The sequence below is a fragment of the Streptomyces hygroscopicus subsp. hygroscopicus genome, from assembly GCF_001553455.1.
In the GTDB taxonomy this organism is placed as follows: domain Bacteria; phylum Actinomycetota; class Actinomycetes; order Streptomycetales; family Streptomycetaceae; genus Streptomyces; species Streptomyces hygroscopicus.
In genome coordinates this window covers 1-11170 of record NZ_BBOX01000492.1, presented here as the reverse complement: position 1 = coordinate 11170, position 11170 = coordinate 1, and the positions used below count along the sequence as shown (strand labels likewise).

The window sequence follows — 11170 nt, the reverse complement described above, 5'->3', positions numbered from 1 at the left end:
GCGCAGGGGCGGCCGGAGGCGGATCCGGCCGATGCGGCCGTGGTGCCCCCGCCGCCGGGCGAGCCGCCGCTGCGGCAGCCGCCCGCCGAACCGGCCGCGACGGCCGGTCCTTACGGCGATCAGGCGGCGGCGAGCGATCCATACGGTGACCAGGCGGCGGCGAGCGATCCTTACGGTGACCAGGCGGCGGCGAGCGATCCTTACGGTGACCAGGTGGCCGCCGGTGACCCGTACGCGGCGGTGCCCCACCAGCAGCAGGCCGTGCCGCACCAGCAGCAGTACGGCGGGCAGTGGGACGCGCAGACATACGCCGACGCCGGGTACGGCCAGTACCCGGCCGGTCAGTACCAAGGCGAGCAGTACCAGGGGGAGCAGTACCAGGGCGGGAACTACGGGGGCCAGTACCCCGGCGGGCAGTACCCGGCCGGTGACTACCAGGGTGGCTATCAGGACACCGGCTATCCGGCCGGCTATCAGGAGGGCCAGTACCCGGCGGACCCGTACGCGGGCGGCCAGTACGCCGATCCCTACGGCTACGACCAGCAGCCCTACGCCGACGGCGGCCACCCCCCGCAGGGCGATACGACCTACGGCGACACCGGCCCCGAGGACCGCCGCGACGGGAGCGAGCAGCAGCGATGAACCGCACCACCCTGTCCCTGATCGGCGCCGTCACGGCGCTGGCCGCCGTCACCGGCGTGGCCGCCCTCACCGGGGGCTCGTCCGAGGACGCGGACCCCGCGGCGAAGGCCGCCACCCGGCTGCCGGTGCAGCGCTCGACGCTGCTGTGCCCGGCGCCGTCCTCCTCGGATGTGAGCAGCACCACCTACACGGCGTACACCCCCGAGCGGGACGGCGTGGAGGCCAAGGACGGCACCGCCGGGCTGCTGCCCGCCGAGAGCCACTCCGACGACGTGTCGGACCCCGGGGCCGGCGACGGCGGCAGTAAGGACGACGGCGGCGACAACGGCGGCAAGGGCGCCAAGGACGGCGGGAAGGGCGGCCGGACCTCCCAGGGCGGCGACAAGCCCGTGCTGCCCCTGAAGGAGCCCGGCAAGCCCGTCACCACCGACGAGGACAGCTCGGGCGCGCCCGCCCTCATCGGCACCGCCGACGGCCGTTTCGCGCCCGGCTGGACCGTCCAGCAGACCACCACGATCGACGCGGGCAGCGGGCGCGGCGTTCTCGGCACCGCGTGCACGGCGCCCGACACGGACTTCTGGTTCCCCGGCGTCAGCACCGACCGCGACCGCCAGGACTTCGTCCATCTGACGAACCCGGACGACGTCGCCGCCGAGGCGGATCTGAAGATCTACGGACCGAGCGGCCGGCTGAACGCCTCGACCGACGAGTCGATCACGATTCCGCCCCGCTCCACGGTCCCGGTCCTGCTCTCGACCCTCACCGACCAGCGGTCGGCCGGGGTCACCCTGCGGGTGACGGCCCGCACCGGCCGGGTCGGCGCGGCCGTGCAGGCCGTTGACCAGAAGGCCGGCAGCGACTGGCTCCCCGCCTCCGCCGCGCCCTCGACGAGCGTGGTGATCCCCGGCGTCCCCAAGGACGCCACCTCCGCACGCCTGGTGGTCTTCGCGCCCGGGTCCGATGACGCGGACCTCAAGGTGCGGCTGGCCGGGCCGAACAACTCGATCACCCCGGCCGGGCATGAGTCACTGCACGTCAAAAGCGGGATGACGGCCGCGATAGACCTCGGCGACGTGACCAAGGGCGAGCCGGGCTCGCTGCTGCTCACCCCCGAGGGCGGCGAGGGCCCGGCCGCACCGGTCGTGGCCGCGCTCCAGGTGACCCGCGGCAAGGGCGGTGACCAGGAGATGGCGTTCATCCCCGCGACCGGCGCGATCGAGCGCAGCGCCACCGCGGCCGACAACCGCTCCAAGGGCTCGACGCTCTCCCTGGTGGCGCCGGGCGCGACCACGAAGGTGCGGGTCACCGCCTCCGCGGGCGCCGACGGCGGCAGCCCGGTCAGCAAGACCTACGAGGTCAAGGGCGGCACCACCCAGGCCCTGGAGCCGCCGCACCCGTCCTCGGGCAAGGGCCCGTACGCGGTGACGGTCGAGCGGCTCTCGGGCGGCCCGGTGCACGCCTCCCGGATGCTGGAGCTGCCGCAGGGCGGGGTCCCGATGTTCACGATCCAGCCGCTGCCGGACGACCGGGGCACGGTCGCGGTGCCCGAGGCGGGCCAGGACCTGTCCGTGCTCAACGACGACTGACAGCGAGCCCGGGGCGTGTCACGGGCGCCCCGGGTTTCGGGCCCGGGGCGTGTCACGGCGGCCCGGGACGGGCCCGGGGCGTGTCATGGGCGCCCGGGGAGGGGCCCGCGGCACATCAGGCCCCTCCCGGGGCACATCCCGGGCCCGTCCCGCCTCCCCGCTACTCCTGTCCGTACCGCGGGTCCACGGATTCCGGGGCCAGCCCCAGCAGCTCCGCCACCTGCTCGACCACGACCTCGTGCACCAGCAGTGCCCGTTCGTCCCGGTTCTTCGCCCGGATCTCGACCGGGCGGCGGTAGATCACGATCCGGTCCGGCGCGTCCCCGCGGGCCGCGATGAACCGCCCGAGCGGCACGGACTCGCCGTCCCAGCCGTCCGGTCCGCCATGCCCGTCCGGACCCCCGCCGGACCCCGGGCCGCCCAGGCCCGACGTGGGTACCTCCAGCACGGTGAAGTCGACCGCGGACAGCTGTGGCCAGCGTCTCTCCAGCCGCTCCGCCGAGTCCTGCACGAGGTCGACGAAGGACTCCGCCCGGCTGATCGACAGCGGCACCTGGGGCGGCGCGATGGGGCCGCGCATACCGCGTCCGTGGCGATCGCGACGACGGGGGCGCGGCTCGGACTGATGGGGGGGTACGGGCCTGGTCATCACTCACGAGGGTAGCCGTCACCCGCCCGCCCTCACCCGCTTACCGGACAGCCGTGTCAGATGTCGCCAAATGAGCATTCCAGCCACGCTTAGGTCCAAAAACGGACGTCTCTTGGGTCGCTTCTCTGGCCCAGGATGATCTCTCTCGGTACGAGTGCTGACCGGAATCGCTGTCGGCGGTTCTGCTCGGGTGGTAAGTCCGCGCTGGTCAGCGGGTAAGTTCACGTTTCGGGTGCACGGGGCGAACCGGGACGACACGGCGGAGTGAGCTGGTGGAGAGTCGTCGCGGCCCGCTCAAGAGTGCGGTACCGTCCAACGTCGTGAGCCCTGTACGTCGCTGTTCGCGCACCGCCTGCGGCCGCCCCGCCGTCGCGACGCTGACGTACGTCTACGCGGACTCGACCGCCGTTCTCGGTCCGCTCGCGACCTACGCCGAACCCCACTGCTACGACCTGTGCTCGGAGCACTCGGAGCGGCTGACCGCCCCGCGCGGCTGGGAGGTCGTCCGGCTGGCCGTCGACACCGGCCCGACCCGGCCCAGCGGTGACGATCTGGAGGCGCTCGCCAACGCGGTCCGCGAGGCCGCCCGTCCGCAGCAGCGCGCGGCGGGGGCGGCGGCCGGTGCCGGGGGCCCCGGTTCCGGGGCCGGTGCAGGGCAGAGCGGCCGGGAGGGCGATCCGCGCGAGGTCGCGCGCCGTGGCCATCTGCGAGTCCTGCGCTCGCCCGAGCCCTGATCCACTTCCCCCCTCCCTGCGGCTCTCCTCGCCTCCTTCCGCGGCCCCCTGCCGTGATCTCTTCGCGGTGTTTCCTGCCTGCGGCCGTGGCCTGTCTTGGGCCCCGCCGCGATCTCCGTGCGGTCTGTCTTGGGTCCCGCCGCCGTCTCCGTGCGGTCTGTCTTTGGGTCCCGCCGCGATCTCCGTGCGGTCCGTCCCGGGCCCGCCGCGATCTCCCCACGGTCGATCCCCCCGCGCCCTCTCCGGGGCCCCTGCCGTGGTCGCCCCGTGGCCGCCCCGCGGCCTCTCCCGGGCCCCGCCGCCGTCTCTCCGCGGCTTCCGTGGCCTTCCCCGCCGACTCCTCGCCGCCTCCCCATGGCGTTCCCCGGAGCGCTTGCTGACGGAGCATTGACTGCGACTTGGCGCGGACACGACCATGCCTGCACCCCAGGTCCTCCGTTTCCGCATCACGGATGTGACCTTCCAGGGATGGCCCATGCCGGGAGGCCCGCGTGTTCGTGCAGCAGTTGGAGCCCGTCGCCGATTCACTCTCCCTGTCCGCCCTCGTCGCCGCCCTTCCTCTCGTCACCGTCCTGGTGCTGCTCGGCGGAGTGCGGATGCGCGCCCACTACGCGGGCCCCATCGGGCTCGCCGTCGCCGTCCTCGTCGCCTGGCTCCCGTACGGAATGCCCGTCGGCCAGGCGCTCTCCGGCGCCGCCCAAGGGGCGGTCTTCGGCCTCTTCCCCATCATGTGGATCGTCGTCAACGCCCTGTGGGTGTACCGCATGACGGTCCGCACCGGCCATTTCGATGTGCTGCGCCGCTCCTTCGGCCGGCTCTCGGACGACCCCCGCGTCCAGGCCCTCGTCATCGCCTTCTGCTTCGGCGCGCTCCTGGAGGCGCTCGCCGGGTTCGGCGCACCGGTGGCGATCTGCTCGGTCATGCTCGTCGCGCTCGGCTTCGACCCGGTGCGCGCCGCCGTCGTCGCGCTCGTCGCCAACACCGCGCCCGTCCTTCCTGCTGGGCTGGATGCTGCCGTGAGCCGGCCCCGGGGCACCCGGCAGCGCGCCGCGCGACGGGCCTCACAGTTCCCGGCACGGTCCTGCGGGTAGGTTTTGAGGTCCGTAGAGACACCTCACCAGGACCTCCAGAAGGGGTTGGATGTGCCCGACTTGTCGCAGATCGTGAAGGCGTACGACGTGCGCGGTGTGGTCCCGGACCAGTGGGACGAGTCGCTCTCCGAACTCTTCGGCGCCGCTTTCGCCCGGGTGACCGGCGCGGGCGCGATCGTCGTCGGCCATGACATGCGGCCCTCCTCGCCCGGCCTGGCGCGCGCCTTCGCACGCGGCGCCGCCTCGCTCGGGGTGGACGTGACCGAGATCGGACTGTGCTCGACCGATCAGCTCTACTTCGCGAGCGGGCATCTCGGTCTGCCCGGCGCGATGTTCACCGCCAGCCACAACCCCGCGCAGTACAACGGCATCAAGATGTGCCGCGCGGGCGCCGCCCCCATCGGCCAGGACAGCGGGCTCGCCGAGATCCGCGCCCTGGTCGAGGAGTGGGCCGCCACCGGAGCGCCCGAACCCGCCGCCGACCCCGGCACCATCACCCAGCGGGACGTCCTCGCCGACTACGCCGCCCATCTGCGGTCGCTGGTGGACCTGACCGGCATCCGGCCGCTGAAGGTCGTCGTGGACGCGGGCAACGGCATGGGCGGCCACACCGTCCCGACCGTCTTCGAGGGGCTTCCGCTCGAGCTCGACGCCCTGTACTTCGAGCTGGACGGCACCTTCCCCCACCACGAGGCCAACCCGCTCGACCCCAAGAACATCGTCGATCTCCAGGAGCGGGTGAAGGAGACCGGGGCCGACATCGGGCTCGCCTTCGACGGCGACGCCGACCGCTGCTTCGTCGTGGACGGGCGCGGCGAGCCGGTGTCGCCCTCCGCCATCACCGCCCTGGTCGCCGCCCGCGAGCTGGCCAAGCACCGGGGCGGGACGGTCATCCACAACTGCATCACCTCCTGGTCGGTCCCCGAGGTCGTCAAGGAGAACGGCGGCACCCCCGTCCGCACCCGCGTGGGCCACTCCTTCATCAAGGCCGAGATGGCCCGCACCGGCGCGATCTTCGGCGGTGAGCACTCCGCGCACTACTACTTCCGCGACTTCTGGAACGCCGACACCGGCATGCTGGCCGCCCTGCACGTCCTGGCCGCGCTCGGCGGCCAGGACCGGCCGCTGTCGGACCTGGTCGCGCAGTACGACCGGTACGCCGCCTCGGGCGAGATCAACAGCACCGTCGACGACCAGGTCGGCCGGATGGCGGCGGTCAAGGCGGCGTACGAGGGCCGCGAGGGCGTCGAGCTCGATGAACTCGACGGCCTTACGGTCACCGCCGCCGACTGGTGGTTCAACCTCCGCCCCTCCAACACCGAGCCGCTGCTGCGCCTGAACGTGGAGGCGCGCGACGCCGAGGCGGTGGCCGGGGTCCGCGACGAGGTCCTCTCCCTGGTCCGCGCGTAACCCTTACGGCAGTCCTCCGCGCGGCCCCACGGCCGTCCGCGCGTAGCCCTTACGGCCGTCCTCCGCGCGGGCGCACGGCCGTCCGCGCGGAGGACCGGCGGCGTATCCGGAGCCCGGGGGCGGTCCCGGGCTCCGGCCCCCACCGGCCGCACCGCTCCCTCGCCCGGCGGTACGCTGACCACGCCGGACCGTTGTCCGGCTGGACCCATACCCGAAGGGACGCCCCATGCCGCTCGAAGCCGGTCTTCTGGAGATCCTCGCCTGCCCGGCGTGCCACGCCCCGCTGCGCGAGGAGCCGTCCGGTGAGACCCCCGAGCTGGTGTGCACGGGCGAGGGGTGCGCTCTCGCGTACCCGGTCCGGGACGGCATCCCCGTCCTGCTCGTCGACGAGGCGCGCCGCCCGGCCTGACCCCCGCCGGAGCCCCAGCCCCCGCGCGGTCCCGCGCGTACCGCCCGCCACGGCGATCGGAGGCCGAAGCACGATGCTCGACGAATCCCTCCTCGACGCCCCCGAGGCCCTCGCCCGCGCCGATGCCCGCGGGCTGCTGCGCGGCGCCGCCGAGTCCGGCGCCCGGATCCGCACCGCCGCCCGGCACGCCGCCGAGGCGGGGATCGGCGACCTCAAGCCGGACGGGCGGCCACGTGCCGTTCTGGTCGCGGGCCCGGGGGCGGCCGGAAGCTGCACCGCCGACCTCCTCGGCGCGCTCAGCGGCGGCAACTGCCCGGTCAGCCTGATCGCGCCCACCGGCGTCGCCCCCGCGCCCGGCGCGCTGCGCTGGACGCTGCCCGGCTGGGCCGGCCCGCTGGACCTGCTGGTCATCGCGACGCCGGACGGTACGGAACCGGGTCTTCCGCGCCTGGTGGAGCAGGCTTACCGCCGCGGCTGCGCCATCGTCGCGGTCGCCCCGGACCGGTCCCCGCTGACCGGCGCGGTCGCGCAGGCGCGCGGCCTGATGGTGCCCCTGGCCACGTCGCCGAACGCCTCGGCCCCGTACGCCACGGGCGGGTACAGCACCGATCCGTACGCCAGGGGCGCGTACCCGCTCGATGCGGACGAGGCCGAGGACGCCGCCCGCGCCGAGGGCGCCCTGGGGGAGGCCCCCGCCCCGTACGGGACGCCTTCCGTCCCGCAGCCCGTCGAGCCCCCCGGCACCGCCCCCGACGAGATGACCGGCCCCGCGCTGCCGGACACCCTGTGGGCCCTGCTGACCCCGCTGCTGCTGCTGGTCGACCGGATCGGTCTGGTGTCCGCGCCGCCCGCCGCGCTCCAGCAGGTGGCCGACCGGCTCGACCAGGTCGCCGAGCGCTGCGGCCCGGCCATCGCCACGTACACCAACCCCGCCAAGACGCTCGCGGCCGAGCTGGCCGGGGCGCTTCCGCTGCTGTGGACCGAGGGCCCGGTCGCCGCCGCGGCCGGGCGGCGTTTCGCGGGGCTGCTCGCGGCGCTCGCCGGGCGCCCCGCGCTCGTCGCCGAGCTGCCCGGGGCGCTCGCCGCTCATGGCGCGCTGCTGTCCGGGGCGTTCGCGGGCGGGGCCGATCCGGACGACTTCTTCCGCGACCGGGTCGAGGAGCCCGAGGCGCTGCGCGCCCGGATCGTGCTGTTCCACGACGAGCCGGTGGGCCCCGTCTCGGCCGTGCCGACCGCCCGGGAGCTCGCGCTGTCGCACGACACCCCGTTCAGCGAGCTGGAACCGGCCGGGGGCAGCCCGCTGGAGAGCGCCGCGGAACTGCTGGCCATCACGGATTTCGCCGCCGTTTACCTGGCGCTCGCCTCGGCGGATGGAACATGAGGCCGTAGACCACGCACCACCGCCCCACGTCCCTTACCGCACAGTACAGTCAGGAACCGCACCGCATGGATCGCCTCGTCAACACCGTGCGCCCCTACGCCTGGGGCTCCACCACCGCCATCCCGGAGCTGCTGGGCGTCCGGCCCACCGGGGAACCGCAGGCCGAGATGTGGATGGGGGCACACCCCGGGGCGCCTTCCCTGGTCGACCGCGGGGCGGGCCCCGTCGCGCTCTCCGAAGCGATCGCCGCGGACCCCGAGGGCGAGCTCGGCGCGGCGGCCGTAAGGCTCTTCGGACCGCGGCTGCCGTTCCTGCTGAAGGTGCTGGCCGCCGCCGCGCCGCTGTCGCTCCAGGTCCACCCCGACCTCGCACAGGCCAAGGAGGGCTTCGCGGACGAGGAGGAGCGCGGTGTTCCGGCCGATGCCCCGCACCGCAACTACAAGGACGCCAACCACAAACCCGAGCTGATATGCGCGCTCACGCCGTTCGACGGGCTGTGCGGCTTCCGCGACCCGAACGAGACGGCCGAGCTGCTGGCCGCTCTCGAGGTCGACTCGCTCAAACCGTATGTCGACATCCTGCACGCCCACCCGGAGTCGCACGCCCTGCGCGAGGTGCTGACCGCGGTGCTGACCGCCGACCCGGAGGCGATGGCGGAGACCGTAAGGCTGGCCGCTGCCGCCGCCGAGCGGCTCGGCGCGCTGGACGGCCCGTACGCCCCGGCGTACGCGGCGTACGCCTCCATCGCCCGGCACTACCCGGGCGACCCCGGGGTGATCGCCGCGATGCTGCTCAACTTCGTGACCCTCCAGCCCGGCGAGGCGCTCTACCTCGGCGCCGGCGTTCCGCACGCCTACCTCGAGGGGCTGGGCGTCGAGATCATGAGCAACTCCGACAATGTGCTGCGCTGCGGGCTGACGCCCAAGCACGTGGACGTCCCCGAGCTGCTGCGCGTCGTCCGCTTCGAAAGCGCCGCCCCCGCCGTACTGCGCCCCGAGGCGGACCCCTCCGGCGAAGAGGTCTACGCCACCCCGACCGACGAGTTCCGGCTCTCCCGCCACGTCCTGGCCGACGGGGCCGCTCCGCGCCCGCTGCGGGCGGCCGGCCCGCAGATCCTGCTGTGCGCCTCGGGCGAGGTCTCGCTGCGCGGCGCGGACGGCGAACTCCCGCTGACGCGCGGGGAGTCCGCCTTCGTACCGGCCGGCGAGGAGGTCGCGCTGACCGGCGCGGGCACCGTGTTCCGGGCCACAGTGGCCGCCTGAGGTACGGCCCGTTCGAAGGGCTGGAACAATGGCCCGCCGTAAGGCGGTAAAGCACGGGCAAAGCAGCGAGCCGCCAAGGAGCGGAAGGGACATTCGGCACATATGAGTGCATCAGGCGGAACCAAGGCGATCGTTGCCGCGCTGGGCGCCAACCTGGCCATCGCCGTAGCCAAGTTCGTGGCGTTCGCCTTCAGCGGCTCGTCGTCGATGCTCGCCGAAGGCGTGCACTCGATCGCCGACTCGGGCAACCAGGGGCTGCTGCTGCTCGGCGGGAAGAAGGCCAAGCGCGAGGCCACCCCCGAGCACCCCTTCGGCTACGGCCGCGAGCGCTACATCTACGGCTTCCTCGTCTCCATCGTGCTGTTCACCATCGGCGGTGTCTTCGCACTGTACGAGGGCTACGAGAAGGTCCGGCACCCGCATGAGCTGGAGCACTGGTACTGGCCGGTCGGCGTGCTCATCTTCGCGGTCATCGCCGAGGGCTTCTCCTTCCGCACGGCCATCAAGGAGTCCAACGAGCTCCGCGGCCAGCTGAGCTGGTCGCAGTTCGTGCGCCGGGCCAAGGCCCCCGAGCTGCCCGTGGTCCTCCTGGAGGACTTCGGCGCCCTCATCGGTCTGGTCCTCGCCCTCTGCGGCGTCGGGCTCTCGCTGCTGACCGGCGACGGCGTCTGGGACGGCATCGGCACCCTCTGCATCGGCGCCCTGCTGGTGCTGATCGCGCTGGTGCTCGCGGCCGAGACCAAGTCGCTGCTGCTGGGCGAGGCGGCCGACGCCACCCAGGTCGCCAAGATCCGCGAGGCGCTCGTGGACGGCGAAACCGTCACCGGGGTGATCCACATGCGCACGCTCCACCTCGGCCCCGAGGAGCTGCTGGTCGCCGCCAAGGTCGCGGTGCAGCACGACGACACGGCGGCGGAGGTCGCCCGCGCGATCGACGCCGCGGAGGCGCGCACCCGGAAGGCGGTGCCCATCGCCCGGGTGATCTACCTGGAGCCGGACATCTTCCGGCAGTCCGCCACCACGTCCGCGTCCACGTCGGCCTGAGCACCCGGCCGAGCCGTTCCGGCCGTCGGCCCTTCGCACCCGAGGGTGCGAAGGGCCGACGTGTTCGTGGGCCCGCGCTCCGCGGGCCGGGACCGGGACGAAACGATAGGGACGAACCGGCCACCGACCCGCCAGGGGCCAGCGCCCCCGGGCGGAGGTGGCCCAGCCACCGCCCCGCCCCGGGGCACGGCACCTCGGTCATTGGCCCGCCTCGGCCGCCGCCCGCGGGTGGGGGTGGCCAGCAGCACCGCCTCTCGCCCTGGTCATCGATCCGTCTCGGCTACCGCCTCCGGGCGAGGTGGCCCGGACATCGGCCCGCTCCGGGCATGGCGCGCCCCGGGCACGTGCCCGGCTATCGGCTCGCCTTGGCTAGCGGTCCCGGGGGGGCGGACGTCGGCTCGCTCCGGTTTCGCCGCGCCCCGCCGGGTGGGGTGGCCAGGGACACTGCCCCGCCTCGGGCAGCCGCCTCCGAGCCCGCTTCGCCCCGGCCACGGACACCGCCCGGGGCCCGGCCCCGGCCGTCGGCCGACGGCGCCTGGTCACCCAGCCCCGAGGCCGCCGTCTCCCCGCCCGCCTCGCCGCCCAACCCCTCGGCCCCACCGCCGGGTTCGACAGCCGCCGGGCCCGCCGCCGCGTCACGGCTGTCCTCTTTCCTCGCCGAGGACGCGACTGCTCCGCCCGCCACGGGCGCGTCCAGGCGTCGGTGCGCGTCGGCCCGAGCCCCGGACGGAGGCGCGGCGGCATCGGCCGGAAGTTTGGCGGGGCCGACCGAGGGGACCGCGCTCCGGCCGCCCGAACCACTCGGGGCGCCAGGGGAGTCCTCCCCCGCCTCGGCCGACGACACGCTCGGCGCGAGCGGGCGGGCGGCGGTCGCGTGGCCGTCCTTCGCCTCGGTCCGGGGACCCACCCCACGCAGACGCATGTGCTCCCCCGGCTCGGTCCCGCCCCCCGCCCCGGGCGCG

Annotated in this window: 8 protein-coding genes and 2 pseudogenes; 9 read left to right on the top strand and 1 reads right to left on the bottom strand. The window is 74.4% G+C overall.

What is annotated here, in order from left to right; all coding sequences use genetic code 11:
* Together AXW62_RS37085 and AXW62_RS37080 are read left to right on the top strand one after the other, a co-directional pair.
* Positions 1–642: pseudogene (locus AXW62_RS37085) on the top strand (family 2 glycosyl transferase); the annotation flags it as partial.
* A complete protein-coding gene (locus AXW62_RS37080) occupies positions 639–2228 on the top strand; it encodes a DUF5719 family protein (protein WP_060948266.1) in 1590 nt (529 codons plus the stop codon). The pseudogene AXW62_RS37085 and the gene AXW62_RS37080, both read left to right, overlap by 4 nt.
* Positions 2229–2388: 160 nt before the next feature.
* Here the strand turns inward: AXW62_RS37080 and AXW62_RS37075 are convergent, their stop codons facing one another.
* Positions 2389–2808, bottom strand: a complete 420-nt coding sequence (locus AXW62_RS37075) for a metallopeptidase family protein (protein ID WP_030837091.1) — start codon at positions 2806–2808, stop codon at positions 2389–2391.
* 341 nt (positions 2809–3149) lie between these two features.
* Between AXW62_RS37075 and AXW62_RS37070 the strand changes: the two genes are divergently transcribed.
* The 7 genes and pseudogenes from AXW62_RS37070 to AXW62_RS37040 all read left to right on the top strand — a co-directional run bounded on the left by AXW62_RS37070 (position 3150) and on the right by AXW62_RS37040 (position 10208).
* On the top strand, positions 3150–3611 hold the full coding sequence (locus tag AXW62_RS37070; RefSeq protein WP_030837088.1) for a DUF3499 domain-containing protein: 462 nt from the start codon (positions 3150–3152) through the stop codon (positions 3609–3611).
* A 491-nt stretch (positions 3612–4102) separates the two neighbouring features.
* Positions 4103–4603: pseudogene (locus tag AXW62_RS37065) on the top strand (L-lactate permease); the annotation flags it as partial.
* Positions 4604–4753: 150 nt separating this feature from the next.
* Positions 4754–6112: a phosphomannomutase/phosphoglucomutase gene (locus tag AXW62_RS37060; protein WP_060948268.1), complete on the top strand. Its 1359-nt coding sequence runs from the start codon at positions 4754–4756 to the stop codon at positions 6110–6112.
* A 226-nt stretch (positions 6113–6338) separates the two neighbouring features.
* Positions 6339–6521 carry a Trm112 family protein gene (locus AXW62_RS37055; RefSeq protein WP_030837079.1) on the top strand — a complete coding sequence of 61 codons (183 nt, stop codon included), beginning with the start codon at positions 6339–6341 and terminating at the stop codon, positions 6519–6521.
* A gap of 73 nt (positions 6522–6594) precedes the next feature.
* Positions 6595–7902 carry an SIS domain-containing protein gene (locus AXW62_RS37050; protein ID WP_060948264.1) on the top strand — a complete coding sequence of 436 codons (1308 nt, stop codon included), beginning with the start codon at positions 6595–6597 and terminating at the stop codon, positions 7900–7902.
* A gap of 65 nt (positions 7903–7967) precedes the next feature.
* A complete protein-coding gene (manA, locus tag AXW62_RS37045; protein WP_060948263.1) occupies positions 7968–9164 on the top strand; it encodes a mannose-6-phosphate isomerase, class I in 1197 nt (398 codons plus the stop codon).
* A 102-nt stretch (positions 9165–9266) separates the two neighbouring features.
* On the top strand, positions 9267–10208 hold the full coding sequence (locus AXW62_RS37040; protein ID WP_060948262.1) for a cation diffusion facilitator family transporter: 942 nt from the start codon (positions 9267–9269) through the stop codon (positions 10206–10208).
* Positions 10209–11170: the final 962 nt, after the last annotated feature.

Bases quoted from the DNA above. Each gene is read 5' to 3' on its own strand.
- AXW62_RS37075 (WP_030837091.1), bottom strand. From the start codon at position 2,808: ATGCGCGGCCCCATCGCGCCGCCCCAGGTGCCGCTGTCGATCAGCCGG.
- AXW62_RS37055 (WP_030837079.1), top strand. From the start codon at position 6,339: ATGCCGCTCGAAGCCGGTCTTCTGGAGATCCTCGCCTGCCCGGCGTGC.
- manA (WP_060948263.1), top strand. From the start codon at position 7,968: ATGGATCGCCTCGTCAACACCGTGCGCCCCTACGCCTGGGGCTCCACC.
- AXW62_RS37040 (WP_060948262.1), top strand. From the start codon at position 9,267: ATGAGTGCATCAGGCGGAACCAAGGCGATCGTTGCCGCGCTGGGCGCC.
- AXW62_RS37050 (WP_060948264.1), top strand. From the start codon at position 6,595: ATGCTCGACGAATCCCTCCTCGACGCCCCCGAGGCCCTCGCCCGCGCC.
- AXW62_RS37080 (WP_060948266.1), top strand. From the start codon at position 639: ATGAACCGCACCACCCTGTCCCTGATCGGCGCCGTCACGGCGCTGGCC.